Annotated in this window: 20 protein-coding genes and 1 riboswitch; of the genes, 12 read left to right on the forward strand and 8 right to left on the reverse strand. The window is 71.1% G+C overall.

Annotated elements, in window-relative coordinates:
* Positions 1-2: 2 nt before the first annotated feature.
* Positions 3-2,387, forward strand: a complete 2,385-nt coding sequence (locus tag OG792_RS01845; RefSeq protein WP_329106722.1) for a glycosyltransferase family 2 protein — start codon at positions 3-5, stop codon at positions 2,385-2,387.
* Positions 2,388-2,558: 171 nt separating this feature from the next.
* On the opposite strand, the gene OG792_RS01850 is transcribed toward OG792_RS01845, so the two are convergent.
* Positions 2,559-4,163 (reverse strand): glycosyltransferase, encoded by a 1,605-nt coding sequence (locus OG792_RS01850; protein ID WP_329106724.1) that lies wholly within the window; start codon positions 4,161-4,163, stop codon positions 2,559-2,561.
* Positions 4,164-4,524: 361 nt separating this feature from the next.
* Here OG792_RS01850 and OG792_RS01855 point away from each other — a divergent pair, with 361 nt between their 5' ends.
* The 6 genes from OG792_RS01855 to OG792_RS01880 all read left to right on the forward strand — a co-directional run bounded on the left by OG792_RS01855 (position 4,525) and on the right by OG792_RS01880 (position 12,828).
* Entirely contained in the window at positions 4,525-6,534 is a 2,010-nt protein-coding gene (locus OG792_RS01855; protein WP_329106726.1) for a glycosyltransferase, read from the forward strand.
* Between the two features lie 147 nt (positions 6,535-6,681).
* A complete protein-coding gene (locus OG792_RS01860) occupies positions 6,682-7,998 on the forward strand; it encodes an ABC transporter ATP-binding protein (RefSeq protein WP_329106728.1) in 1,317 nt (438 codons plus the stop codon).
* A gap of 63 nt (positions 7,999-8,061) precedes the next feature.
* Positions 8,062-9,018 (forward strand): hypothetical protein, encoded by a 957-nt coding sequence (locus OG792_RS01865; protein ID WP_329106730.1) that lies wholly within the window; start codon positions 8,062-8,064, stop codon positions 9,016-9,018.
* A 97-nt stretch (positions 9,019-9,115) separates the two neighbouring features.
* Complete coding sequence (locus OG792_RS01870) at positions 9,116-9,580, forward strand: DUF4442 domain-containing protein (RefSeq protein ID WP_329106732.1); 465 nt, start codon at positions 9,116-9,118, stop codon at positions 9,578-9,580.
* Positions 9,581-9,652: 72 nt separating this feature from the next.
* Positions 9,653-10,405: a beta-phosphoglucomutase family hydrolase gene (locus OG792_RS01875; RefSeq protein ID WP_329106734.1), complete on the forward strand. Its 753-nt coding sequence runs from the start codon at positions 9,653-9,655 to the stop codon at positions 10,403-10,405.
* Positions 10,402-12,828 carry a glycoside hydrolase family 65 protein gene (locus OG792_RS01880; protein WP_329106736.1) on the forward strand — a complete coding sequence of 809 codons (2,427 nt, stop codon included), beginning with the start codon at positions 10,402-10,404 and terminating at the stop codon, positions 12,826-12,828. Before OG792_RS01875 ends, OG792_RS01880 begins: the two co-directional genes overlap by 4 nt.
* A 31-nt stretch (positions 12,829-12,859) precedes the next feature.
* Here OG792_RS01880 and OG792_RS01885 read toward each other — a convergent pair whose 3' ends face one another.
* Complete coding sequence (locus OG792_RS01885) at positions 12,860-13,897, reverse strand: coiled-coil domain-containing protein (RefSeq protein ID WP_329106737.1); 1,038 nt, start codon at positions 13,895-13,897, stop codon at positions 12,860-12,862.
* 3 nt (positions 13,898-13,900) lie between these two features.
* A riboswitch (cyclic di-AMP (ydaO/yuaA leader) is annotated at positions 13,901-14,033 on the reverse strand.
* A gap of 255 nt (positions 14,034-14,288) precedes the next feature.
* Positions 14,289-14,483 carry a hypothetical protein gene (locus tag OG792_RS01890; RefSeq protein ID WP_329106739.1) on the reverse strand — a complete coding sequence of 65 codons (195 nt, stop codon included), beginning with the start codon at positions 14,481-14,483 and terminating at the stop codon, positions 14,289-14,291.
* A 155-nt stretch (positions 14,484-14,638) separates the two neighbouring features.
* On the opposite strand from OG792_RS01890, the gene OG792_RS01895 reads away from it, so the two are divergent.
* Together OG792_RS01895 and OG792_RS01900 are read left to right on the forward strand one after the other, a co-directional pair.
* Positions 14,639-15,310 (forward strand): dienelactone hydrolase family protein, encoded by a 672-nt coding sequence (locus OG792_RS01895; protein ID WP_442932361.1) that lies wholly within the window; start codon positions 14,639-14,641, stop codon positions 15,308-15,310.
* A 66-nt stretch (positions 15,311-15,376) separates the two neighbouring features.
* On the forward strand, positions 15,377-16,009 hold the full coding sequence (locus OG792_RS01900) for an NADPH-dependent F420 reductase (RefSeq protein WP_329106744.1): 633 nt from the start codon (positions 15,377-15,379) through the stop codon (positions 16,007-16,009).
* A gap of 64 nt (positions 16,010-16,073) precedes the next feature.
* On the opposite strand, the gene OG792_RS01905 is transcribed toward OG792_RS01900, so the two are convergent.
* From OG792_RS01905 to OG792_RS01915, 3 genes are all read right to left on the reverse strand, one after another.
* Entirely contained in the window at positions 16,074-17,267 is a 1,194-nt protein-coding gene (locus OG792_RS01905; protein ID WP_329106746.1) for an AI-2E family transporter, read from the reverse strand.
* 221 nt (positions 17,268-17,488) lie between these two features.
* Positions 17,489-18,373, reverse strand: coding sequence for a DUF1996 domain-containing protein (locus tag OG792_RS01910; RefSeq protein ID WP_329106748.1), 885 nt, complete (start codon positions 18,371-18,373; stop codon positions 17,489-17,491).
* A 130-nt stretch (positions 18,374-18,503) separates the two neighbouring features.
* Positions 18,504-19,862, reverse strand: coding sequence for a family 16 glycosylhydrolase (locus OG792_RS01915; protein ID WP_329106750.1), 1,359 nt, complete (start codon positions 19,860-19,862; stop codon positions 18,504-18,506).
* Positions 19,863-20,190: 328 nt separating this feature from the next.
* Here OG792_RS01915 and OG792_RS01920 point away from each other — a divergent pair, with 328 nt between their 5' ends.
* Together OG792_RS01920 and OG792_RS01925 are read left to right on the forward strand one after the other, a co-directional pair.
* Positions 20,191-20,607 carry a nucleotide pyrophosphohydrolase gene (locus OG792_RS01920; protein ID WP_329106752.1) on the forward strand — a complete coding sequence of 139 codons (417 nt, stop codon included), beginning with the start codon at positions 20,191-20,193 and terminating at the stop codon, positions 20,605-20,607.
* A gap of 350 nt (positions 20,608-20,957) precedes the next feature.
* Positions 20,958-21,566: a G5 domain-containing protein gene (locus OG792_RS01925; protein ID WP_329106754.1), complete on the forward strand. Its 609-nt coding sequence runs from the start codon at positions 20,958-20,960 to the stop codon at positions 21,564-21,566.
* 59 nt (positions 21,567-21,625) lie between these two features.
* Here OG792_RS01925 and OG792_RS01930 read toward each other — a convergent pair whose 3' ends face one another.
* Together OG792_RS01930 and OG792_RS01935 are read right to left on the reverse strand one after the other, a co-directional pair.
* Positions 21,626-23,065, reverse strand: coding sequence for an aminotransferase class V-fold PLP-dependent enzyme (locus OG792_RS01930; protein ID WP_329106756.1), 1,440 nt, complete (start codon positions 23,063-23,065; stop codon positions 21,626-21,628).
* On the reverse strand, positions 23,049-24,785 hold the full coding sequence (locus OG792_RS01935; RefSeq protein ID WP_329106758.1) for an ABC transporter ATP-binding protein/permease: 1,737 nt from the start codon (positions 24,783-24,785) through the stop codon (positions 23,049-23,051). The genes OG792_RS01930 and OG792_RS01935 overlap by 17 nt, the downstream gene beginning before the upstream one ends.
* A gap of 195 nt (positions 24,786-24,980) precedes the next feature.
* Here OG792_RS01935 and OG792_RS01940 point away from each other — a divergent pair, with 195 nt between their 5' ends.
* Positions 24,981-26,156, forward strand: a complete 1,176-nt coding sequence (locus tag OG792_RS01940; RefSeq protein ID WP_329106760.1) for a DUF371 domain-containing protein — start codon at positions 24,981-24,983, stop codon at positions 26,154-26,156.
* The last annotated feature ends 12 nt before the right edge of the window (positions 26,157-26,168 follow it).

Below are 26,168 nucleotides of genomic sequence, written 5' to 3' on the forward strand. Positions count from 1 at the left end.
GGGTGCCGGAATTGGGGGCGTCGATCACCGTCGTGGTGCCGATCCACAACGTTCGCCGCTACCTGGTCGACTGTCTCGACTCGATCGCCGGGCAGACCTACCCGGACCTGGACGTGGTGCTGGTCGACGACGGGTCGACCGACGACAGCGGCGAGATCGCCGAGCGGTACGCCCGGACCGACGACCGGTTCCGGCTGATCAGGCAGCCCAACCGGGGGCTCGGCGCCGCCCGGAACACCGGGATCGAGGCCGCCGCCGGTGACTACCTGAGCTTCGTCGACAGCGACGACCTACTGCCGCCGTACGCGCTGGAGGTGCTGGTGGGCGCGTTACGGCAGACCGGCTCCGACTTCGCCTCCGGCAACGTCGCCCTGCTCACCGCCCGTGGCCTGCGGCAGTCGCCGCTGCACCGGGGCACCCATCGGGCCACCGCCCTGCGGACCAGCCTGAAGGCCCGGCGGAACCTGGTCTACGACCGGCTGGCCTGCAACAAGGTCTTCCGCCGGTCGTTCTGGGAGCGGCACGGGCTTCGGTTCCCGGAGGGGGTCCGCTACGAGGACATCCCGGTGACCGTGCCCGCGTACGCGCTGGCCGGCTCGGTCGACGTGCTCGACCTGCCGGTCTACTACTGGCGCCAGCGTGAGCCGGGCGCCGAGTTGTCGATCACCCAGCGGCAGCACGAGGTGCGCAACCTGGTCGACCGGTTCGCCGCCGTCGACAGCGCCAGCCGGTCGCTCGCCGCGCTAGACCGAGGGCTCAAGGACTGGTACGACGAGACCACGCTCGTCAACGACCTGAGGATCTTCCTGGACCTGCTGCCCGACGTCGACCAGACGTACCGGGAGCGTTTTCGCGACCTGGCCACCGACTACCTGAGCCGGGTCGACGACCGGGTGCTCGACCGGCTGGTCCCCCGACTGCGGGTGGCCTGGCACCTGGCCCGCGCGCGGGCCCTGCCGGAACTGGTCGAGGTGGTGGCGGCCAGCCGGCTCGACGCCACCCCGCCGGTGGTTCGTCGGGGCGGCGGGCGCTACCTCCGGTTGCCGCTGCTCGACGCCGGTCACCCGGCCGCACCCCGGCGACTGTTCCGGCTCGGGCCGGGAGTGCGGACCGAGGTGCACGAGGCACGCTGGGTCGACGGCCGCCTGCACGTACGCGGCCTGGCGTACGACGTGATCCGTGGGGCGGCCCGACCGTGGGTGTCGGCGCGGGTGTTCTGGCTGCGTGAGGCCACCGGGCGGCGGCGTATCCGGCTGCTGCCGAGCCGACCCCGCCGGGTGGCGCAGGTGGCCGCCTCGGTCCCGTACGGCTGGTCCGGGTTCTCCGCCGTGGTCGACCCGCGCCGGTTGGGCGGCCGGGAGGGCTGGCGGCCCGGCGAGTGGGTGTTCAACGTGGCGTTGGTCAATCCCGGCGGCCCGCAGCGGCGCACCCTCGGCCTCGGCGACGCCCGGCCGGCGCTGCCGGCCCGCTGGGTGGCCCACGGCGTACGGGTGGTGCCCTACCCGCACCGGACCGGCTTGCGGCTGCGGGTGGAACGGCCCCGCGCGTGGATCACCGGCACCCGGATCGACGGGGCGGATCTGCTGGTCGAGGGCCGGGCGCTGACCCACCCGCCGGGGGCGGCACTCCGGCTCGCCCGGACCACGGGCGTGCTCTGGCGCTCGTATCCGGTCGAGCCGGTCGACGATGGCCCGGCTCCGGCCGACCGGGTGGGAACTGACCCGTCCGGCCCCGGACCGGTGTCGTCCGGGGTCGGCTGGGCGGCCCGGATTCCGCTCGCCGACCTGGTCGCCGGCGCCGGCCCGGCCTACCGGTCGCCCCTGGTCGGTGAGGTGGGTCCCGGCTGGCGGGTGACCTTCGTCGATCCGGGCGGTGAGACGTCGGAGTTGCCGATCGTCGCCGGCTTCACCGGTGTCCGGCGGATCGTCGGCGAGGTGGAGGTGCTCGCCGCTGCGACCGACGACGAGGTGTTGTCGCTGCGGGTGCTCCCGCCCGGCCCGGTGGTGTACGACGCCGACCTGGCCGACGGCCTGCTCTCGCTCGCAGGTGGGCTGCCCGGGGGTGAATACGACTGGGGTGACCTGCGGATCGTGCTGCGCCAGCGGACCGGCGCGGACCCTTACGAGGTGCCGGCGCCGGACCTCGAACTGTCGACCGAGGTGTCCACCGGCTGGCGGGTACGGATCCCCGTCGCCGGTCTGACCGGGCTGCCCGACGGCGACTGGCTGCTGCTCTACCGACGCACCGCCGACGCGCCCCCGGCCAACCTGACCTTCGACATCATCGCCCGACCCTCACTCCCCCAGGACATCGAGGTAGCAGGCCGCCGGCTGGAACTACTACCAACCCGCGACCAAGAAACAATCCGCCTAACCCCACCGACCTAACCCCCTCCCCCTCCCCCTCCCGCTCCCTCCTCCCTCCCTCCTCCCCGATTTCGTCGACGATCTTGCACTTGTGGTGCCCTAGGTTAGGACACTTGTCCGGATTTGTGCACGGCCACAACTGCAAGATCGCCGCCCCGGGGGGTGGGGGAGGGGAGGGGGAGGGGGAGGGGGTCAGGTTGGTGGTGGGGTTGGGCGGTTGACTCGGCGGTGGACTTTGCGGGCGACGCCCATGGCGGCTTGGCGGGCGACGAAACGGGTGGCGCTGGCCAGGGAGCGCACGCCGCCGACCGCGACGGTTTCGGCGTCGCCGAACTGTCGGCGGGACCGCTTGCCGGCCGGGTGCACCAACCGGGGCCGGGGCGGGACCAGCCCGGCCGGGGAGAGCAGGCCGAGGTTGACCACCCCGAACTCGTCGCCGCTGACCCAGCGTTCGCCGGACACCTCGGCCACCACCTTGTCGAGCTGCTCGCCCGGTCGGCGTACCCGTTCGGCCCGGCTGAGTGCGGAGGTACGCCACAGCGCCAGTGCCTCCGCCGGGGACGTCGCACCGGCGGGCAGCAGCCGGACCAGCCCGGCCTGCCACTCGTCGGCCTCCGACACCATCCGGCGTACGGTGTTGACGTCCACGCCCAGGTGCGGCGGGACGTTGAGCAGGAACGGGGACGGGAACACGGTGTCCGGCGCCTGGCGTACCAGTTCGACCCGGGGCTCCGAGCGGTAGGTGACCGCGAGCAGCCGCCGGTCGAGCAGCGGGTCGGCGAGTACGGAGCGCCGGTTGTCCTCGATCGCGTCCCAGTCCGCCACCAGCTTGATCAGCAGGTCGGTCTGGTCCCCGGCGAGCAGCCGGTCGACGCAGGCGCGGACCAGTTCGAACGACCCCTCGGCCGGCACCACCGCCGTGATCAGCGGGACGGCCCAGGACCGGTTCGGGGCCGGCCGCAGGTAACGCGGCAGTGGCATCAAATCGGCCAGGTAGGGGTGGTTGTAGCGGCGGAGCGCCTCGCCCCTGGTCTGCATGTGGGTGGCACCCAGGTGCCAGCTGCCGGCGCGTGGTTCGGGGATGAAGACCGCACCGAGCTGGGTCAGCCGGTAGCCGAACTCGGTGTCCTCGCCCAGTCGCAGTTCAGGGTTGAGTCCGCCGGCGGCGAGGTACAGGGTGCGGGTCAGCGCGGCGGTCGCACCGACGTGGGCCCGGAAGTTGAGGTGGTCACCGCCCCGGAGCTGGTCGGTGTCGTTGATCAGCTTCTCGACGTAGTCGTGCGGCTCGGTGTCCTGCACCCGGTAGAGCTTGTCGAGGGTGCCGGCCATGCTCCGCTCGGAGACCTCCTCCGGCGTCGGGAAGTCGCTCGCCACGAACCGCTTGTAACCGAGAGTGACGGCCTCTTCGGAGACGTGGTGCCAGCGAACCTGGGCCTCGACGTGCTCCGGGAAGACGACCATGTCGGCGTCCAGCCAGTGCAGGATGTCGCCGCCGCTGTTCATCGCGCCGACGTGCAGGGCGTTGGACCGGCCCCAACCGGTCGAGTGCTCCGGCACCCGGACGATCCGGCAGTTGGCCGGCCGGATCTTCGGCAGTTCCAGCGGCGGCTCGCTGCCGTCGTCGGCCACTACCACTTCGAGCAGGTGCTCTGGGTACGTCTGGTGGCTCAGCGAGGCCAGGGTGAGGTTGAGCGTCTCCTGGCAGTTGTATGCGGGAATGACAACCGAGACCGACCTCGTCGGCTGCCATTCGCCAATTTTGCCTGGCTTGAGCGGGCTCCAATCGTTACGGACCAACCTGACCTGATGCTGGTGCGCATCCGACGGGACGCGATTCCGGCTCGACACGAGCCACAGTCTAACGATGTGCAACCGCCGCGCCGGGCGGTGCTGGCTGACCGCCCCTTTCGTACGACGGGGAGACGGCCTCCGGTCGACCCGAACGTAACCGGTTCGGAGCAGCCCGTACCGGGCCCCGGTAAATAGCCCCTGCGGTTCACTTCCGGGCCCCCGGGCCCGACCGGCGCGTACGCTTTTGGCGGGCTATCGTGGAATCTTCGGGGTTGTCAGTACGGCTGTGACGGCGTCTGTCCGGCACCACAGCGGTCGGTGGCGGGCCCGCCCTCGGCCGCCAACAGACGCAGAGAGGGACCGGGTTTTGTCGAGCAAGGACGCGCCGGAGATGTACACCCGCTGGCGGGTGGTGGTGGGTGACCGGCGAGGTCTACGCCGCCGACGATGGCCGGCCGTGATGATGGGCTCCGGTCTGACCGAGGTGCCGGGCCGACCCGGAAAGCGGTCAATGCCGGGGGTCGGCGACCAGGTGAGCCGGCTGGCGATCGCCGCGGAGTCGGTCGACTGGCTGTGGCATCTGCTCGAACATCCCGTCTCGCTGATCCAGGTACGCCGGGTGACGGTCGTGGTCGACTCGTGGCGGGTCCCCGAGAGCGGCTGGTCCGGCCGGCTCGGCGCGCTCCGGCACGTACTCGCGTACCGGACGCGGTTTCCCCGCTCCAGCGAGGGCCGGGCGATGGTCGAGATCGAGGTGCGCTGGCCGACCCAGCTACGTTCGGTGATTGCCGCCATCGTTCCGTTGCTCACCCCGGTCCGCCCGCTGCCGCAGCCGGCGAGCGCCGACGTGACCGCGCAGGACGTACTGCCGGCGTGGCTCGGCGGTGGACAGAACATCGCCCCGGTCTCCGGCGCGCTGCCGGAGAACAACGACATCCGGGCGCACGACGTGGTGCTCACCGCCAGCGGCGAGTCACGTCCGCTACAGCAGCCGGCCGTCACCGAGACCAGCGTCGTCGAGCTGGTGGACTCCGCGGTGGCCGCCCCGACCCCGGCCGACCTGTATGCGACCACACTGGCCGCCGGGCCGTACGGTGCCGGTGTCGCCGCCCGGCCGGCGACCGTCCTGGTCGACCTCGAACGCTCGGTGGTGCGCCGCCGCTACGGTCCGTTCGGACGCTCGGCCGACCGGGCTGAGTTGATCTTCACCGACGCCGAGGACGGCTGGGGCTACCGGATCACCGGTCCGGCGGGTCTGCTCCGCGCGGGTCGGATCGACCGGCCCTGGCTCGGCGAGGAGGCGCTCGCGGCGCTGGCCAAGACCGGGGTGGTGCACTGCGCCACGGTTCCGGCCCGGCACCCGGTCGCCGAGGCCGCGTTCCTGGTGCACCTGACCCTGGCCGGCCTGCTGGTGCACGTACCGGGGCTGCCGGACGCGGTCGGCGAACACCTGGCCGACGAGGTGCGGGACGCGCTGCGCGCGGACCTGCCCGCCCCCTCCGACGACCTGGAGTGGGAGGTACGCGCGGTAGCGCTGCGCCGGTCGGCCATGCGCCTGCACGCCAGCGGGTTCGCGCTGCCCCGGCTCGCCGCCAGCACCTTCCCGAACCTGACGGCGGTGCCGTCGGTGAGCGCGTTGCTGGTGACCAAGCGGCTCCAGCACGTGATCGAGGCGGTCAACGCCATCGAGAACCAGACGTACCCGAACCTGGAGATCGTGCTCTGCCTGCACGGCGTCGAACTGCCGGCGGAACTGCGGGCCCGGGTGACCCGCGGTTCGCGGCCGATAGAGATCATGACGCTGCCGCCGGAGCACGGTTTCGGTGAGGCGATCGGCGCCGCCACCGCCCGCGCCCGCGGCAGTCTGGTGACCAAGTTCGACGACGACGACACGTACGGGCCGGAGCACGTCTGGGACCTGGTGCTCGCCCGGCACTACTCCGGCGCGACCATGGTCGGCAAGGGTGCCGAGTTCGTCTACCTCCAGACCCTGGACACCACGGTCCGCCGGTCCGCCGGCTTCGCCGAGGAGTACGTCCCGGTGGTGGCCGGCGGCACGATGCTGATCAGCCGGGGTGACCTGGAGCAGGTGGGCGGTTGGCGCCCGGTGCCGCGCTCGATCGACCGGGGACTGCTCGACCGGGTCCGCCGCGCCGGTGGCCTGATCTACCGGACCCACCCGCTCGGTTACGTCTACCAACGGCGGTCGGACGGCCACACCTGGGATCCGGGTCTGGAGTATTTCCTGCGCGGCTCCGGGATGCAGTGGTCGGGGCTGCCCCGGCACCGGGAGTTCGGCACCGAGTCCAGCCTCACCGGACTGACCGAACTGGACGTCGACCGTGAGTCCGAGCCCTGGGCGGTGCACCGCCGCTGACCAGCGGTCGATGCCTAGCAGAGTCCCTTTGCGGGCGAGTTACCGTCTCGTCACAGTATGAGCATGGCACGTTTACCCGATGTGCGAGGGCGATGATCCTCGTCACAGTCATCTCGGGGACCGGCTCGATGCTGCGGGGAGGTGACGGTGACAACCGTCGCGCTCAAAGACGTGACCAAGGTGTTCGCGGACGGGACGATCGCGGTCGACAGCGTCAATCTCGACGTCAACGACGGCGAGTTCATGGTGCTGCTCGGACCCTCCGGCTGCGGCAAGTCCACCGTGCTGCGGATGGTCGCCGGGCTGGAGGAGCCGAGCAGCGGCGCGATCCTGCTCGACGGCGAACTGGCCAACGACCTGCCCCCGCGCGACCGCCGGATCGCCATGGTCTTCCAGGACTTCGCGCTCTATCCACACATGACGGTCGGCGACAACATCGCGTTCCCGTTGCGGCTGTCCGGCGTCGAGCCCACCCCGAGGGCCGAACGGGTCAGCGACGTGGCCGGCGCGCTCGGCATCGGCGACGTACTCGGGCGTAAGCCGAGCCAGCTCTCCGGCGGGCAGCGGCAGCGGGTGGCGATGGGGCGGGCGATCGTACGCCGACCCGGGCTGTTCCTGATGGACGAGCCGCTGTCCAATCTCGACAGCGGCCTGCGCGCCGAGCTGCGGGCGGAGATTTCCGGCCTGGTCCGGGAACTGGGCGTGAGCACCATCTACGTCACCCACGACCAGGCCGAGGCGCTCACCATGGCCGACCGGGTGGCGATCATGCGCAAGGGCGTGCTCCAGGACGTCGGCACCCCGACCCAGGTCTACGGCCGCCCGGCGACGCTCTACGTCGCGGCGTTCCTCGGCAGTCCCCGGATGAACCTGCTGGAGGCGTCGGTCTACGTCCACCTCGACCGGTACGTGACGCTGAACCTCGGTGAGCAGTCGCTCTACCTGCCCTGGGACGACATCCGGTCCAGGGCGGTCGCGCACTACCACGGCGAGCGGATAGTGGTCGGGATGCGAGCCGAGGCGCTGACCCCGGTCGCCGCCGACGCCCCGGGCGACGTGCTCCAGGGCCGGATCCGTTACCTCGAACACCACGGCCACGAGTCGCTGGCCTTCCTGGACATCGGCGCCACCGCCATCGTGGTGGACGAACTCGGTGGGCCGACGCGGGAGCAGGGGCCCACCGGCAGCCGGCTGCGCCGGTTCGGCCACGCCGTGCAGCGGCTCACCGGTCGGGCCACCGTGCCGGACCAGCCCGGTGCCGCCCGCGAGACCATCGGCCCCGGTTCGCGGACCAGCGTGCTCAACGATCCGGGTCGGCACCACCGCCGCCCGGCCGAGCTGGCGGTCCGGCTGGCGCCGTACCCGGCGGTCGCGGCCGGACACCCACTGGCCATTTCGGTACGCATGGACGCCCTGCATTTCTTCGACGAACGCGGCGACCGGATCGATGTGGGGTGGCGCTGACGCGCCCGTACCACCTAGCGTCAACGTGCTCGCTTCCGCTTTCCCACCGAAAGGGATCTTCCGTTGGCATCTGACGGCTCCGGCCTGCTCGTGATCGAGCGCATTCTCCGGGATCGGCACAGCATCTGGCAGCAGGTGGTCGAGGAGCGGGAGCTGAACGCGTTGACCGGCCGGATGCTGGCCGCCTCGGCCATCGCACTGGCCTGTTACGGCGCCGTACTCGGCGCGTTCCACAGTTTCCTGATGGCCCTCACCTCGGCGGTGAAACTGCCGTTGCTGTTCCTGGTCACGCTGGCGATCTGCCTACCGACGCTCTATCTGTTCAATCTGGTCTTCGGCGCCCGGCTGTCCATACGCCAGGCGTTGGCGATGGTGATGGTCGCGATCACGGTCATCTCGATGCTGGCCGTGGCGTTCGCGCCGATCAGCCTGTTCTTCCTGATCACCGCGCCGGACTACAGCTTCTTCAAGCTGCTGAACGTGGCGATCCTGACGCTCTCCGCCTTTGTCGGGCTGAAGTTCCTGACCGGCGGCATGCAGGTGCTCAACGAGCACGGCCTACTCACCACCGCACCGCCGCAGCAGGTGCCGCAGCAGGTGCCGGCGCAGGTGCCGGCCGGCGCCGCCGAGGTGACCGCTCCGGCGGTGCCGGTGCCCGCCACGGTGGCCGCGAACGGTGACGGCAGGCCGCAGGTCGCGGCGCCCGTACCGGTTGCCGCCGGGCCGGCCCCGGTGGCCGCGCCGGTGGCGCCGCAGCTCCCCCCGTACCCGCAGCCGCTCCACCAGCTCCCGCCCGGCTACCGGCAACAACAGCCCGGGGCTCGGGTGGCGGCGGGCGGCCAGCGGCCGGCGAGCATGACGCTGCTCTACATCTGGATCCTGCTGTTCGGGTTCGTCGGCACCCAGCTCGCCTGGACCCTGCGCCCGTTCTTCGGCGACCCCGGACAGGACTTCGCGTTCTTCCGCAGCATCGAGGGCAACTTCTACGCCGAGATCCTGAACACCATCGCCAGCCTCTGACCGTTGCTCCCCGGCCGGTGACCCGCCCGGCCGGGAGCGGCGGCCGACACCCGTCGGGTCTTGCCCGGACAAATTACCGGCGAGTAGCCTCCGGCTCATGACCATCGACTCGCGTCAGATCGCGGCCGGCATGCTCGAAGCGGTGCCGTTCGTCCGTACCCTCGGGGTCGAGTTCGTGGAGATCGCCCCCGACGGCGCCGACGGCGTCCGGGTGACGGTCCGGCTGCCGGACTCGCCCGCCACCCACAACCACGTCGGCGGACCGCACGCCGGCGCCCTGTTCACCCTCGGCGAAACCGCCTCCGGCGCGGTCGTGCTGACCGCCTTCGGCGCGCTGCTCGACCGGGCGGTGCCGTTGACCGTCACCGCCGACATCGCCTACCGGAAACTCGCCCTCGGCCCGGTACGGGCAACCGCCCGACTCGGCCGCCCGGCGACAGAGGTGATCGCCGAATTCGACGCCGGCACCCGGCCCGAGTTCCCGGTACGGGTCGAGATCGGCACCGAGGACGGCGAGCCGACCGCCGAGATGACCGTGCTCTGGACGCTGCGCCGCCGCTGACCGGGGATCGGATGGGAAACACCATCGAGGAAAGACGTTTGGTCGACCGGTTCGCCCGGATAAGTTGAAGACGTGCTGGGTCTACCCGCTCATGTGACCGCCTGCCTCTTCGACCTCGACGGCGTGCTGACCCAGACTGCCCGGGTCCACAACGCCGCCTGGGCCGAGACGTTCGACGCCTTCCTGCGCCAGTGGGCAACCGCCCACGGGCAGCCGTTCGTGCCGTACGACCCGGGCCCGGACTACAACCGGTACGTCGACGGCCGGCCGCGCGCCGACGGGGTACGGACCTTCCTCGCCTCCCGCGGCATCAACCTGCCGGAGGGCGCCCCCGACGACCCGCCCGAGGCGAACACGGTCAACGGCGTCGGCAACCGCAAGAACGACATCCTGCTCCGCCGGATCCACACCGACGGTGTCCAGGTGTACGACGGATCCGTCACCTACCTGCACGCCGCCGCCCGCGCCGGGCTCCGCCGGGCGGTCGTGTCGGCCAGCGCGAACTGCCGGGACGTGGTCGCCTCCGCCGGACTCGAAGACCTGCTGGAGGTCCGGGTCGACGGGGTGGTCGCCGCCCAGCGGGGCCTGCGCGGCAAACCGCACCCGGACACCTTCCTGGCCGCCGCCGAGCAACTCGGGGTCAAGCCCGAACAGGCCGCCATCTTCGAGGACGCGCTCGCCGGAGTCGAGGCCGGGCGGGCCGGCGGCTTCGGCTTCGTGGTCGGCGTCGACCGGGTCGGGCAGGCCACGGCGCTGCGCGAGTACGGCGCCGACACCGTCGTCGCCGACCTGGCCGAACTGCTGACCGGTAGGGACGCGGCATGATCCGGGAACGGGCCTATCCGGTCGAGCCCTGGCATGTCCGGGAGACCCGCCTCGACGTCGACGTGCTGGCCCAGTCGGAGTCGGTGTTCGCACTCGCCAACGGGCACATCGGACTGCGCGGCAACCTGGACGAGGGCGAGCCGCACGGCCTGCCCGGCACCTACCTCAACTCGTTCTTCGAACTCCGGCCGCTGCCGTACGCCGAGGCCGGTTACGGCTTCCCCGAGTCCGGCCAGACCATCGTCAACGTCACCAACGGCAAACTGATCCGGCTGCTCGTCGACGACGAACCCTTCGACGTCCGGTACGGCGAACTCTTCGACCACGAACGGGTGCTCGACCTGCGGGCCGGCACCCTGCACCGGGAGGTGCTCTGGCGCTCCCCGGCCGGCAAGCGGGTCCGGATCCGCAGCACCCGGCTGGTCTCCTTCACCCAGCGCTCGGTGGCCGCGATCCGCTACGAGGTGGAACCGGTCGACGAGCCGCTGCGGCTGATCGTGCAGTCGGAACTCGTCGCCAACGAGGTGCTGCCGGCACAGAGCAAGGACCCCCGGGTCGCGGCGGTGCTGGAGTCGCCGCTGGAGTCCGAGGAGCACCTGGCGCTGGAGGACGGCGGGCTGCTGGTCCACCACACCCGGGCCAGCGGGCTGCGGCTGGCCGCCGCGATGGGCCACGAGTTGGAGGCACCCGCCCGGACCACGCTCAGCACCGAGACCTTCAACGACTGGGCCAGGACCACCATCACCTGCGTCCTCCAGCCGGGGGAGCGGATCCGGCTGGACAAGTACATCGCGTACGGGTGGTCGAGCGAGCGGTCCCGGCCGGCCCTGCGGGACCAGGTCGGCGCCGCGCTGGCCGGGGCCCGGTTCTCCGGCTGGGATGGGCTGATCGCCGAGCAGCGCGACTACCTGGACACCTTCTGGGACACCTCCGACGTACGGGTCGAGGGCGATCCGGAGGTGCAGCAGGCGGTCCGGTTCGGGCTGTTCCACGTGCTCCAGGCGGGTGCGCGGGCCGAGTTGCGGCCGATCGCGGCCAAGGGGCTGACCGGTCCGGGATACGACGGGCACGTCTTCTGGGACACCGAGACGTTCGTGCTGCCGGTGCTGACGTACACGCTGCCGTCGGCGGTGGCGTCGGGGCTGCGCTGGCGGCACTCGACCCTGCCGATGGCCCGGGAACGGGCCCGGACCCTGGGGCTGAACGGGGCCGCGTTCCCGTGGCGGACCATCCGGGGCCAGGAATGCTCGGCGTACTGGCCGGCCGGGACGGCCGCCTTCCACATCGCGGCGGACATCGCCGACGCGGTACGCCGCTACGTGCAGGCAACCGGTGACCAGGACTTCGAGCGCGAGATCGGGCTGGAGTTGCTGGTCGAGACGGCCCGGCTGTGGCGATCGCTGGGGCACCACGACCGGTCCGGGCAGTTTCACCTGGACGGGATGACCGGTCCGGACGAGTACACCGCGGTGAAGAGCGACAACGTCTACACCAACCTGATGGCGCAGCGGAACCTGCTGGCCGCCGCCGACGCGGTGACCCGGCACAGCGAGCACGCCTGGCGGCTGGGCGTGGACGACGAGGAGACCGCCGCCTGGCGGGACGCGGCGAACGCCATGCACATCCCGTACGACCCGGAGCTGGGCGTGCACCAGCAGGTGGAGGGCTTCACCCGGCTCCAGGAGTGGGACTTCGCGGGCACTCCGCCGGAGAAGTACCCGCTGCTGCTGAACTACCCGTACTTCGACCTGTATCGCAAGCAGGTGGTGAAGCAGGCCGACCTGGTGCTCGCGATGCACTGGCGCGGGGACGCGTTCACCGCGGAGGAGAAGGCCCGCAACTTCGCCTACTACGAGCGGCGTACGGTTCGTGACTCGTCGTTGTCGGCCTGCACCCAGGCGGTCCTGGCGGCCGAGGTGGGGCACCTCGAACTGGCCCACGACTACCTGGGCGAGGCCGCGCTGATGGACCTGCACGACCTGAACCAGAACACCCGCGACGGGGTGCACGTCGCCTCGCTGGCCGGGGCGTGGATCGCGCTGGTCGCCGGTTTCGGCGGGATGCGCGACCACGGGGACCTCCTGTCGTTCGCCCCCCGACTGCCGAACCGGATCGACCGGTTGGAGTTCTCGCTGGTCTGGCACGGGCACCGGCTGCGGGTTGACGTACGCGAACGCGACACCACGTACGCCCTGCGCAACGGCGACCGGAACGGGTCGGTGGAGCTGTTACACCACGGGGAGAGGGTCGAGGTCGGCTGCGACGAGCCGGTGACCAAACCGAATCCGGAGCCGCAACCGGTCGGTCCGGCGCCACAGCAGCCGCCCGGTCGGGCGCCGGCCCGGCGTGCCTCGGTCGCGGAGACCTCGGGTTCGGGGACCCCGGTGAAGAACGAGGTCGCGCCGAGCGAAACCCGCAACTGACCGGGCCCGGACCCGGCATCCGGCACCGGGATCAGAGCAGGGACAGGTGTACGTGGTTGGTGTGGTCGCTGGACGGGTCGCCCTTCGCGGACGAGTACGCCTTCCAACCGGTGGCCGGGAACCAGATCTGCCGGTACCAGATCACGTACAGGATGCCGAGCCGGTCGGCGTTGCGGACGAGGAACGCGGCGAGGTTGTTGCCGTACGTCTTGTCGCCGTCGGTGGCGTTGCCGCCGAACCCGCCGGGTTGCGCGGAGAAGTCGCAGGCCCGGCCCTTCGGGTGTTCGAACGGCCCGCCGGCGCGGTAGCAGGAGACGTACCGATCGAAGCCGAGCCGTCGTGTTTCGGTCAGCGCGTGCAGGGCGCGCGGGGTGAGGCAGCCGACGGTGGTCGGGTCGTCGCGGTTGCAGGACTGCGCCGGCAGGGAGCCGTCCCGGTTGCGCGGCGCGGGTGCCGCGACCGGTGAACTGGCGTTCACGAAACCCTCGGTGGCCGCGCCGCCGACCAGGGAGAGGGCGCGTTCCGCCGCCTCCTTCTGCGCGGCCATCACGGACAGCTGCCGCTGCTCGTCGGCCACCGCGGCGTCGGCCGCCGCCTTGGCCCGGCTGGCCCGGTTGCGGGCCTCGTGCAACCGGCGCAGCTTGCTGTTGTCGCGCTGCGCGATCAGGTCGAGTCCCTCTGCCCGGTCCATGAAGTCGTCCGGCGAGGCGCTGCCGAGCAGCGCGCTCAGTGGTCCTATCCGGCCGATCCGGTAGGCGCTCACCGCGACCTCGCCGACCTCGGGGGCGAGCTGGTCGAGCTGTGCCTCGATCTGCCGCAGCTCGTCGGCGTACGCGGCCTGGCGTTTGCGGGCGTTCTCGACGGCGACGCTCGCGGCGGCGTATCCACGCCCGGTCGATTCGAGTACGTCGCGTAAGAGGGGGTTGCCGCCCTCGTCGCCGAGTGTGGTCGGCGGCGAGGGTGTGGCCGAGGCGGGCCCGGCCGCGACCGCCGCGCCGCCCACCAGCATGCTCACCGCGGTGAGCAGGGTCAGAGCCAGCGAGAACCGCTGACGTCTGGATCTCGTCATGCACGTTCCTCCCGTCGGCCGCCGACCGGGTTAGCTGACGGGTTCGGGACGGAACTACCCCTACCGCGTGTGCGGACTCACCCCGACTACCTGGTTCCCCGGTTCGCCGGTGACGGCGATTGGGCGGCGGTCGTCGCCGACAGCAGAGGGGGTACCACCGGGTCGGAACCGAGGGTGACATTACCGGATCAGACGGACTTAGCAGCCGAATTCAGGGTCGCGGTCGAGGATTTCTCCTGCTAGGCGTACCACCGGCCGCCCCGCCGGTCCACGGGTCGGTGACCGACCCCGGCGGGCCTCACCAGGAGTGCCCGCCGGGGTTCGTCGGAGCGAACGTTCACGCCGCTGCGGCGCCCGGAATTTCCGGTGCCGGGCGCGGCGCGTCGTCACGTCAGCGGCGGTCCCCGGTCGAGGGGACGCCCGTCGGGTCGTGCGGGGTCACCCGGCGCGGGTCGTCCGAGGCTCGTGCCTGTGCCGCCTCGTCCGCCCAGTCCCGCCCCGCGTCCTTACGCTTGTCCCGTTTGTCGCCGGCCGGACCCGTGTCGGCTCGACCGGACTCCGACCTGGCGGATTTGTGGTGGGTCATGGCATCCTCACGATCGCCTCAGCGCGGGCCGCTACCGGCTCCGCCGTGGTCTTCCTGCCTGACCCGGTTCGCCTTCCCGAGCGGGGAGCCCGGCAAACGGTGATTGCCGGGCCGACGGGCGGTTGTTCCACCCGTAGCCGGGTACCGGACAGCAGGTGAACACAGTGACGACCGAAACCACCGTCTGGGCCGGGGAGGTGCAGCTCACCGCCGACCTGGTCACCCCCACCGAGGGGGCGGTCGGGGTGGTGCTGTTCGCCCACGGCAGCGGCAGTTCCCGGCGCAGCCCGCGCAACGTCGCGGTCGCCCGGGTGCTGAACCAGCGCGCCCTCGCGACCGTGCTGGTCGACCTGCTCAGACCCGAGGAGGAGCGGGCCGACGAGCAGACCGCCGAGCTGCGCTTCGACATCCCGATGCTCGCCGGACGGCTGGTGGGCGTGATCGACTGGCTGCGCACCGAGCCCGACACGGCCGCCCTGCCGGTCGGACTGTTCGGAGCGAGCACGGGTGCCGCGGCGGCGCTGGTAGCCGCGGCCGAGCGGCCGGAGCACGTACCGGCGGTCGTCTCCCGCGGCGGCCGCGCGGACCTGGCGGGTCCGGCCCTTTCCCGCGTACGGGCGGCGACGTTGCTGCTGGTCGGCGGTCGCGACGAACAGGTGATCCAGTTCAACCAGCAGGCCCGTGACGCGCTCGGCGGGGCAGTGGAACTGCGGATCATCCCGGACGCGACCCACCTGTTCCCGGAGCCCGGCGCGCTGGAGCAGGTGGCCGACCAGGCCGCCGACTGGTTCGCCGAGCGCCTACCGAGCTTCGGCGCCGCGCCCTGACCGGCGGCCGTCACCGGACTCACGCCCCGGCCCGTTCGTCGCCGGGATTGGCGGGTAACCACTGGCATGCACATCGGAATCATCGGCGCCGGGAGCGTCGGCGCAACGCTCGCCCGTCGGCTCGCCGCGGCCGGTCACGAGATCGCCATCGCGAACGCGAGCGGCCCACAGAATCTTCGGGATCTGGTGGGCGAACTCGGACACCGCTCGCACGCGGTCAGCCCCTCGGAGGCGGCCCGGTTCGGCGATGTGGTGATCGTCGCCGTGCCGTTCGGCCGGTACGACGAACTGCCCACGGCGGAGCTGAAGGGCAAGCCCGTCATGGACACCGGGAACTACACGCCGGAGCGGGACGGGGAGTACCCGGACCTGGAGCAGGACAGGGTCACCTCCAGCGAGTTGGTGCAGCAGCACCTCCGCGGTGCGAACGTGGTCAAGGCGTTCAACACCCTGCACGCCGAGCACATGCGCGACCACGCCCGCCAGTCCTCGGCCCAGGAGCGCTACGGCATTCCGATGTCCGGGGACGACCCGAAGGCCAAGCGGGCCGTCGCGGACCTGATCGAGGAACTCGGCTTCCAACCGGTGGACGCCGGTGATCTGGCGGCGGGCGGCCGGAAGCAGCAGCCGGGCGGCATCACCTACGACGCCGACTTCACCGCCGACGAGCTGGTGGAGGCGTTGCGCCAGGACTCGTGAGCGGTCGCTCCGCCCGCTGCCCGGCTCGTGCTGCCGGCCGGCCCCGCTGGCACCTGTGGCTCGGTCAGGACGGGACCTCTCGGCCCTGTCGGAGTGCGGTGACGGTGTCGACCACCCGGTAGACCACGGCGGTCACCGGGACCGCGACGAAGGCGCCGGCGATCCCGCCGAAGAGCGTGCCGGCGGTGACCGCCACCAGGATCACGACCGGGTGCAGGCGTACCTGCCGTTTCATGATCAGGGGTTCGAGCAGGTTGCCCTCGGTCTGCTGTACGGCGATCACCGCCAGCAGGACGAGCAGCGCGGTGGTCGGTCCCTTCGCGGCGAGCGCTACCAGTACCGCGACACTGCCGGCGACGGTGGCGCCGATGATCGGGATGAAGCCGCCGAGGAAGGTCACCACCGCCAGCGGAAAGGCGAGCGGCACCCCGAGCAGGACGAGTGCCAGACCGATGCCGACGGCGTCGATCGCCGCGATCAGCACCGTCCCCCGGGTGTACGCGCTGAGTGTGTGCCAGCCGTTGCGGCCGGCCTGCACAAACGCCGGTCGGGACCGGTCGGAGACCCGGGACAGCACCCAGTGCCACATCGGGCGCCCGTCCTTGAGCAGGAAGAACAGCAGTACGAAGATCAGCAGTACGGCGCCCGCCACCTCGGCTGCCGTACGCGCTCCGGCCACCGGGTCCGGGGTCGATTCACGCAGGCCGTCGGTGGCCTGCTTGGTCCACTTGTCCAGCTGCTCGGGGCTGACCGGTAGCGAGCCGGTGATGAAGTCGCGGGTGCGGTCCAACCCCTCGTCCAGTTGCTTGCTGAGGCTGGAGAACTGGTCCGCGGTCAGCGTCCAGACCAGGTACGCGGCCCCGCCGATCACCGCCAGCAGGAGGAAGAGGGAGATCAGCGCGGCCAGCGCCGGGGGCAGGCGCAACCGGCGCAGCCGTACGGCCAGCGGGTCGAGCATCGCGGCCAGGAAGAAGGTCGCGGCGAGCGCGATGGTCAGCGGCGCGAGCCGGGAGGCGACCGTGGCGAGCAGGTAGATCCCGGCGGCGATGATCAGCAGGCAGGCGCTCCACACCACCGACCAGCGCAGGAACCAGGGCAGGCTGTCCCAGGTGCTGTGCACCCGCTCCTGGGCGCCCTGGATCCGCTCCAACCTGCCGTGGACCGGCTGCTGCCTGCCGTCGATCGGCTCCTGCGGGTCCGGCCCGGCCGGGTTGGCCCCGGCGGCGCCGGGATCGGGTGCAGCCGTGCCGTCAGACATGGTCGGCCCCCCGCTCAGTCGCCATGATCACGGTGACCCCTCTCGATGTCGGCGGAGAGGCATTACCCGGTCGGGAGGGTGTCGACACGTCTGGGCGGGGCGTCCAAAAGCCTACGTGATGAGCTGTTGATTCGTGTTTTGTCAGGAGATATCACGCGGAAGCCCGGTGCAGACAGCCTGATGGGGCTCCCGGCCAGTCGGGAGCCCCATCAGGGTTCGGGTCAGGGACGGCCGTCGGCGCCGCACTTGATGATCGGTCGGATGCAGTCCTGCACCCGCCGCGCCATCTCGTCCTCGGGCCAGGCGTTGAAGAAGTCCCCGTGCATCGTGTAGCCGGCTCCGGAGGCGAGCCGGAACCGGGCCGGGTCACCGTTTGCCGGGTAACGCAGCACCTGGCGCAACTTCGGTACGGGCACCGGGTGGGTGCTCGCGCACTCGCCGTTGACCGGGTACGCCATGTGGCTCTTGTGGTCGGGCGAGTCGAGGTCGACCCCGTTCCAGCACTGCGGGAAGTCCAGATACGACTCGATCATGCTGCCGGCGGGACAGTTCACGAAGTCCTTCGACGAGCCGACCTCGCCGTGGTGCAGACAGGACCAGCGGGAGTTGGTGGTCTCGTCCGGCGCGGTCGCCCTGGCGTTTCCGGCCACGATCCGCAGCCCCAGCGGTAGTGGCTGGATCCGGGCGATCACGTCGTCGCGTACGCCCTCGCCGAGGTAGTAGAACGTGGTGATCTCCGGCTCGACCGGCTGGTCGCTGACGTACAGGGTCGGCACCCAGTACGACGACTTGTCCACCGCCGGGTTGCAGTTGCTGTTCGCGTTGACCAGGTCGGGCAGCTCGGTGTGGGCGTTGGTGGCCTCACTGCCGAAGAAGCTGTGCATGTGCGAGGCGCCGGGCAGGCCCGGGAAGACGATCGGGTCGTCCGGCAGGCGGTGGCTGAACGGGCAGTCGGCGAGGAACTCCGACACCCGGACCGGTTCGGCGGCGGCGTCGGCCTTCGACACGGCGGCGGTGAGGTAGGCGCCCAGCAGCGCGACCATGGCGGCGAAGAGCAGGGCCAGGCGCAGTCGTGGCCGGGCGACGAGTGCGGATCTCCGGTGCATACGGAAACTCCTTGTGACTCACGGGTGGGATTTACGCGGTGAGTGGAAGCGGATCGAAGCTCACGGGCGGACCGGGTCGGCCGGACGCCGGGTGGCCGACCGGCGCGGCCGGCCACCCCACGGCGATCGGTTACTGGTAGACCCGTACGTAGTCGACGAGCATCCGGGACGGGAACGGTGTGGTGCCGTCCACCGGTCCGGGGAAGTCGCCGCCGACGGCGAGGTTGAGGATGATGTAGAACGGGTGGTCGAAGACCCACGGCCCGCGGGTCGCCTCGACGGTGGCCTTGCTGGCGTAGAAGACCGTGGTGCCGTCGAGCTTGAAGGTCATGCCCCGGCTGTCCCACTCGACGGCCCAGACGTGGTAGTCCAGGGACAGGTCCGCGCCGCCGGGTGCCGGGTACTTCTGGCCGTACCCGCCGCCGCCGTTGTACGCCGGTGCGTGCAGGGTGGAGTAGCCCTCGAAGGTGTTGCGGCCGAGGACCTCCATGATGTCGATCTCGCCGTTGTAGGGCCACGGGCGGCCGGTGAGGAAGTCGGCGCCCATCATCCAGAAGGCGGGCCAGAGTCCGTTGCCCTTGGGTACCTTGACCCGGGCTTCGACGCGGCCGTACTGGGTGGTGAACTTGCCGCCGGTGTTCATCCGGTGCGAGGTGTAGTCGCGTCCGCCGGCTGTTTCGCGTCGGGCCTCGATGACGAGGGAGCCGGTGCCGTCCATGTTGGCGTTGTTGTTGTTCGTGTAGTACTGGATCTCGTTGTTCTGTCCGGTGCCGGGGTCGATGGTCCACTTCGCCGGGTCGGGCTTGCTACCGGCGGCACCGTTGAACTCGTCACTCCAGATCAGCCGGGTGGCCGGGAACGTCGGGTCGGCCGGCTGCGCGGGCGGGGCGGTCGGGTTGCCGCCGGTGCCGTACACCTTGAACTCGTAGAGCGAGTAGCCGTACGGGCCCGAGCGAGCGGTGCCGTACATCCGGACGTAGCGGCCGGTGCCGGTGGCGTTGATCGTTTCCTTGAAGCCCCGACCGGTGGTGGTGGAGTAGATGGTGGTCCAGGTGGTCGCGTCCGGCGAGACCTGGATCTGGTACGCGGAGGCGTACGCCGGATCCCACTGAAGGACCACCTGGTTGACGGTGGCGGTGGCGCCGAGGTCGACGTAGATCCAGCCGGGGTCGACCCAACCGGTGGTGGAACTGGTCGCCCAGCGGCTGGCCGGGTCGAGGTCGAACGCCTTGTCCGGCGTGCACTCGAAGCAGTTCACGTCGCTCTGGTCGGTCGAGGCGACCGCCGGCTTGCCGTACGACAGCAGCCCTTCCTCGGCGGCGCTGGCGGTGCCCGGCGTGACGCTCAGATAGCCGCCGAGCAGGGCGAGTAAGGCGGTCAGTGAGACGATTCCGCGCCACCCACCGGTGCTGGAGCGTCGCGAACGAGACCGCCGAGCGTCGGCTGGAGGGGGCAGCGGGGTGCCGGGAGCAGTAGGAACCCGATCCATCAGTCCTCCTTCATGGAGTAGGACGAATGTCAACGAACCGTGGCGGATCAGTGACATCTGGATGAAGAGAGCGCTCCCTTGCAACCCACTCTTAACCGCACCGTGACAGCTGTCAATTCGAGGGGCGCTTGGAGAGCGCTCTCTGGGCCGGGGTAGCGCTCCCAGGCGTCAGCCGACGGACGGGCCGGCCGGGAGCATGCGGGGCCAGCAAAACGTCGGAATTGCCAGGTAGAGAGCGCTCCCGCAACAAACCGAGGTTGGTCGGTCACGAGGCTCCCGGGCGGGCTCCCCAGGTTCTTCGAAAAATTTCGCCGATATCGTCCTGCCCATGAGTACCGAACCCCCGTCCGGCGCGGACGTCCGCGCCAACACCGTGCCGGAGCTGACCGAGCGGCTGCGGACGTTCGTGGCCGAGCGGGACTGGCAGCAGTTCCACACCGCGAAGAATCTGGCCATGGCGCTGGCCGGTGAGGTCGGCGAGCTGGTCGCCGAGTTGCAGTGGCTCACCCCGGACGAGGCGGCCCGGGTGATGGATGATCCGACGGCCGGAGCGCGCGTACGCGCCGAGATCGGCGACGTGATGACGTACCTGACCCGGCTGGCCGACGTACTGGGCATCGACCTCGTGGCCGCCGCCCACGACAAGCTCGACGACTCGGCGCTGCGCTACACGGTCGAGCGATCCCGAGGCTCGGTCGCAAAGGCCCCGCCCACGCACCCGTCCGGTGACCCTACTGCCGGTTAGACAGTCGATGGGGCGGGCACGCATCATCTCTCGGGCCTGAACGTCCGGGACGACCGCGCGGGTCCACCGAAAAGCGGCCACCCGTACGGGTCGACAACACCAGGGCGGGCCCCTGTCGGACGTTGGTTGATCACACAAACGGTCATCGGCCTTATGGTCGTGCTCATTACCGGATTGTTTCCGCTGTCCACACCCCTGGCGGGTGCGCACCACTACCGCTCGTCGTCAGACTGCTACACGTCCATCGTGGTCTGCTTACTTCGACGTTAGTAGCTGGGAGTGAAATGGTGCGGAAATCGCGAGCCTTCTGGTCGGTCGGCAATCGCCGCGACATCCGACCGACCCGTTGGATGGTTGTTTTCGCCGCGGTCGGCCTGGTGGTGGCCTGCGGTCCGCAGCCCGCCTCCGAGGCTCTGCCCGGTGCGACCCCATCCGCAGACGAGCTGGTGACGGCGGTACCGACCGAGACTCCGTCCGCAGTGCCGGCGGACACCACGCAACCGCCGGCATCCGCGACCGCCGCACCGGTTCCGACGGCCGTACCGAAGCCGCCGAGGATCGAGAAGAAGACGGTTATCGAGACCAGGTCGATTCCGTTCACCACCAGGACCGTGAACGACGCGACCCTCGCCAAGGGCACCAAGAAGACGAAGACGAAGGGCGTCGCCGGGGTGAAGACACTCACCTACGAGGTGACCACGACCGACGGAAAGCAGACCGGCAAGAAGTTGATTCGCGAGGCGGTCACCAAGGCACCGGTTACGCAGGTGGTCGCCGTGGGCACCAAGGCGGCGAGCAAATGCGATCCGAACTACAGCGGATGCGTACCGATCGCCAGTGATGTGGACTGCGCGGGAGGCAGCGGCAACGGGCCCGCGTACGTGACCGGACCGGTGAAGGTGATCGGTGACGACATCTACGACCTCGACCGGGACGGCGACGGGTACGGCTGCGACTGACCTCCCGACGAACACGTCCGGCGCCACGGACTTACCGACGGGCGCCGGACGTTTCCATTTCAGCAGCGCAGTCGGGGCGGCAGGGCCACGTCGGGGCGGTCCCGGTCCAGGTAGGTCGACTCGGCGAAGGCGAGGAACCGGTACGCGTCAGCCGCGTTCGAGGCCAGCCCGAACGAAACCCGGATCGCGCCACCGGTCGGTACCCGCAGTACGTCGAGGTACTCGTCCACGGTCTTCGGGTTGCGCAGCAGTGCCCGCCCCAACCGCCACTTCGTGATCCCGAACGCGCCCTCGCCCGCCCCCGGATTGCAGAAGCAGCCCGTACGCAGGGAGAGGCCGGCGGCGGTCGACTCGGCCGCGACCAGTCGCTCGTCGACCGGGGTGCCGTCCGGGTGGAGGAAATTGAACGAGATGGTGCCGCCCCGGCGCTCGTTGGTCGCCGGGCCGTACACCCGGACCAGTGGCTCGCCGTTGCGGTGCCGTAGCGCGGTCAGGTTGCCCAACAGCCAGCCGGTCAGTGCGCCGACCCGGGCATGGATGACGTCGATCCCGATCGACTCGACCCAGTTCAGGCCGAACTCGACGTCGGGGATGCCGAGGAAGTTGAGCGTGCCGTCCTCGAACGCGGATTCGTCGTCCATCGACTCGTACCAGTCGCCCTGGACGCTGACCGCCCGGATGGTGCCGCCGGCGAACCACGGCCGGCGCAGTCGGGCCAGCGCGTCCCGGCGGGCGACCAGGGCGCCGATCCCGGTCGGGTAGCCGAACAGCTTGTACCAGCTCAGGCAGACGAACTCGGGCCGGACCGCGCCGAGGTCCAGCCGGTTCGTCGGTACGAAGGCGGCGGCGTCGAGCAGTACGTCGTACCCGTGCCGTTGGGCCAGTCCGACCCACTCCAGCGAGTGCTGCACCCCGCTGAAGTTGCTCTGTGCCGGAAAGGCGAACAGGCCCCGCCGCCGTCTCCACCGGCCGTTTCGCCGGGTCAGCGTTGCCTCCACATCGGACCGTTCTACCCGCAGCTCGGTGCCGCGTACGGGCACGTAACGGATTGCCCCGCCGGCGGTACGGGCGTACTCGCGGATGCCGTTGACCGAGTTGTGGTTGTCGGCGGTGAGCACCAGTGGTACCCCTCGCCCGAACGGGTACGCCTCGCCGACCAGCCGGCAGGCGCCGCTGGCGTTCGGGGTGAAGACGACGGCGTACTGCTCCGGGTCGGCGTTGAAGAAGGCGAGGATCGCCCGCCGGGCCGATTCGACCAGTGTGCCGGCCGCCACCGAGGTCGGGTTCTCCGAGTGCGGGTTGCTGTACAGGCCCGAGGTCAACCGTTGGTGGTGGGCGTCGATCTGGGCCCGTGCGGGCACACCTGCTCCCGCGTAGTCGAGGTAGACCTGCCCGTTGCGGTCGAGGTGGGCGTACTCGCCCGCGCGTAGTTCGTCGATCCGGCTGGTGCCGGCGTATGCCGGGTCGTCGGTCGCCAGCAGGTCAGGCCGCGGCGCCACGGGAGTCCCTCCGGGCCAGTACGGTCCACGCCGCGCCGAGGAAGGCGACCAGGAACCCGCCGAGGATCACCCAGTTCACCCAGACCGGTCGGGCGAAGCTGTCGCCGTAGCTGGCCAGCAGCGGCGGGCCGAGCGGGGACGCGCCGTCGTGCCAGATCCGTTCCACCTCGGCGGTGTGGCCCAGCCCCTCGAACGCCCACCGGTTGGACATGGCGTAGCTGAGCCACCGGCCCCCGGCGGCCATCTCCGGCACCGGCAGGATCGCCCCGACGAACAGCACCTGCGGGAAGCAGAGCATCGGCAGCAGCAGGGTCGCCTGGGCGGCGTCGGCCACCGACGCGGAGCAGAGCAGGCCGAGGGCGAGCGCGCCGGCCGAGGAGAGCAGCAGGGTGAGGTAGAGCGCGGCGAACGCGGCCCCGCCGGCGGCCGGCAGCCGGTCGATGCCGCGCAACACCCCGAGCAGGGCCAGGTCGACCAGGGCCAGCAGCGGCAGCAGCACCGCGACCTTGGCCAACAGGTACGGCCCGACGCGTACGCCGGCCAGCCGTTCCCGCCGGACGATCGGCAGCTCGGTGCAGATCTGGAGCAGCCCGTAGGTGAGCCCGAAGAAGAAGCCGCCGAACGCGATCCAGAACAGGATCATCACCATCACATTCGGGCTCGGGTCGGCCGGTTCGAACGCTCCGGGCCGGAACAGCAGCGCGAACATGCCGAGCACCATCAGCGGTGAGCCGAGCAGGATGGCCAGGGTGAGCCGGTTCCGCCCGACGATCTCCAGGTTGCGGGCGGTCAGCACGGCCCACTGGCGCAGCCGCCCCACCCGCTGCCGCGACCCACCGGTCCGTCCCGGCTCGCCGGTGTGCGTCGGCCGGTCGGCCGTTGCCGCCGTGGGGGCGGTGCGGGCATCAGCTTCGGGGCGGGCGGCGAACCGGTCGGGCCAGGTGCCCGGCTCCGGTTCCCCGTCCAGCCGCAGGTAGACCTCGGCGAGCGTGGCCACCCCGAAGAACTCCCGCGCCTCGCCCGGCGTGCCGGCGAAGGCCAGCGCCCCCTGCCGGGTCAGTACGACCACCCGGTCGCAGAACTCGACGTCGGTGACCTGGTGCGTGGTCAGTACGACCGTGGCGGCCGAGTCGGCCAGCCCGCGCAGTACGCGCAGCAGCTCGACCGCGATCGCCGGGTCCAGCCCGGAGGTCGGCTCGTCCAGGAAGAACACCCCGGGTCGGGTCAGCAGCTCGACCGCGATGCTGGCGCGTTTGCGCTCGCCGCCGCTGAGCCGCCCGACCGGTACCCCGGCCCGTTCGGTCAACCCCAGCTCGGCCATGACCTCGTGCACCCGTCGACTGAGCGCGGTCGGGTCGGTGCCCGGTGCCAGCCGGAGCCGGGCGGCGTACCGCAGGGTCCGTTCGAGCGGCAACTCGTGGTGGATGATGTCGTCCTGCGGCACGTAGCCGACGACGGCCGGTCCGTCGATCCGGTCGGTGTCGACGCCCGGCCGTCGGTCCACTGTGCCCGAGCTTGGCGGCCGTACCCCGGCCAGGGTTTCCAGCAGGGTCGTCTTGCCGGCACCGCTGGCGCCGATGATCGCGACCAGTTCGCCGGGCTCGATCGTGAGCGAGACGTCGAGCAGGGTCCGCCGACCGCCGCGGACGGTCTGGCTCAGCCGGGACGCGGTGATGCGTACCCCGGCCGGTGGTGCCGTGATCAGTTCGGAGGGGGTCATGTCCGTCGATTCCTGCGAGGGCTGTTCATTCACCGGTGTGACGAATATGGCACGTCATTCACATTTCGTCAGCGTCCATTTCAGTCGGATATCGGCGCCCTCGACGGCGACGCCGCCGGCCGTGGATCGGGCACGGGATATCGTTTGGCGTTGGCTCGCCCCGCCTCGGGGCGGCAGTCGAGGAGGAACCGACCGGTGGCGAGGACGAGGCGCCGTGCGCTGGTACGCGGCCACGGCCATCCCCGGATCCGGGCGACCCACGCCAAGACGCTGGAGTTCACCCACGACACCGAGGTGACCGAGCGGGCCACCTGTGTGGTCGGGGTGGCGGCCGTACTGGATCCGGCCGAGCTCGGCCTGCTGCGCGGTCGGGTGCGGTACACCGTCGAGGCGGCCGGTTACGAGGCCACCGGCGAGGCGACGATCAACCCCGACCATGCCGTACGCGACGGGTTGGTGCTGCGTCGCAGTCACCACAACGACCCCGGCACGTTGGCCGTGGCGGCCACCCTGACCGCCGAGGATCTCGACCGCGAGCTGGCCGCCGCGCTCACCGACCCGGCGACGGCGGTGACCCTGACCCTGGTCGAGGTGACCCCGCCCGCGCCGTTGGTCCTGCTCCGACCGGCCGGGTCGGCCGTACCCGCCGGCCGGCTCGACCTGCTCTGGCGGCACGCCGACGCGACCGTCGACCTGGTCGGCGTACGCGAGCCGGTGGCAGCGGCGGCGGTTGTCGAGCGGGCCGGGATCGTCGCGGTGACCCTGCCCGGCCCGGCGGACGGCTTGTCCACCCCGGCGCTCGGGTGGCTGTCCGCCGCCGCCGCCGGCACCGGTGCCCGGTTCGCGCTGCTGAACGCGCCGGGCGGCCCGGCCGAGGTGCTGTTCGCCGCCGGCCTGCCGCCGACCCCGGCGCTGTTGCTCGGCCGGGTGGACCGGCGGGCGGTACGTCGGCCGGAGGTCGAGGTGTCACTGCGTTCCGCGCTGGCGCCGACGGTGCTGGTGCTGCCGGTGGACGAGGTCGACGCGGTGCTCGAACACGTGGTCGCGGCGACCCCCGCGCGCCGGGTGGCCGTACCGGACGGGCAGTCGGATGTCGGCACCGCGATGCGCTGGACCACGGCCGAGCGCACCGGTGCCGCCGTACGCCGGCTCGGCCTGCCGGAGGTCACCGTCGTGCTGGCGTCCTCGCCGGCCACCGACCAGCCGGTCGATCTTGACGCCCTGGTCCGGGCGCTGGCCACCGCCGGGGTGTCGCCGCGCACGCTGAGCGAGGCGTTGGCGCCGTTCGGGCTGACCCGGCGCCGGGTGTACGACGCGCTGGGCCCGGACCGGTCGCCGGGCGGCCCGGCCGGTGCGCCCGTACGCACCTGACAGAATCGCCGG

The sequence above is a fragment of the Micromonospora sp. NBC_01699 genome, assembly GCF_036250065.1.
Lineage (GTDB): Bacteria > Actinomycetota > Actinomycetes > Mycobacteriales > Micromonosporaceae > Micromonospora_G.

What these genes read in the sequence shown, in the direction of transcription:
- OG792_RS01900 (WP_329106744.1), top strand. Translation starts at nt 15,377, where the DNA reads ATGCACATCGGAATCATCGGCGCCGGGAGCGTCGGCGCAACGCTCGCC.
- OG792_RS01910 (WP_329106748.1), bottom strand. Translation starts at nt 18,373, where the DNA reads ATGCACCGGAGATCCGCACTCGTCGCCCGGCCACGACTGCGCCTGGCC.
- OG792_RS01885 (WP_329106737.1), bottom strand. Translation starts at nt 13,897, where the DNA reads ATGACGAGATCCAGACGTCAGCGGTTCTCGCTGGCTCTGACCCTGCTC.
- OG792_RS01925 (WP_329106754.1), top strand. Translation starts at nt 20,958, where the DNA reads ATGGTTGTTTTCGCCGCGGTCGGCCTGGTGGTGGCCTGCGGTCCGCAG.
- OG792_RS01915 (WP_329106750.1), bottom strand. Translation starts at nt 19,862, where the DNA reads ATGGATCGGGTTCCTACTGCTCCCGGCACCCCGCTGCCCCCTCCAGCC.
- OG792_RS01870 (WP_329106732.1), top strand. Translation starts at nt 9,116, where the DNA reads ATGACCATCGACTCGCGTCAGATCGCGGCCGGCATGCTCGAAGCGGTG.
- OG792_RS01880 (WP_329106736.1), top strand. Translation starts at nt 10,402, where the DNA reads ATGATCCGGGAACGGGCCTATCCGGTCGAGCCCTGGCATGTCCGGGAG.
- OG792_RS01905 (WP_329106746.1), bottom strand. Translation starts at nt 17,267, where the DNA reads ATGTCTGACGGCACGGCTGCACCCGATCCCGGCGCCGCCGGGGCCAAC.
- OG792_RS01935 (WP_329106758.1), bottom strand. Translation starts at nt 24,785, where the DNA reads ATGACCCCCTCCGAACTGATCACGGCACCACCGGCCGGGGTACGCATC.
- OG792_RS01890 (WP_329106739.1), bottom strand. Translation starts at nt 14,483, where the DNA reads ATGACCCACCACAAATCCGCCAGGTCGGAGTCCGGTCGAGCCGACACG.
- OG792_RS01920 (WP_329106752.1), top strand. Translation starts at nt 20,191, where the DNA reads ATGAGTACCGAACCCCCGTCCGGCGCGGACGTCCGCGCCAACACCGTG.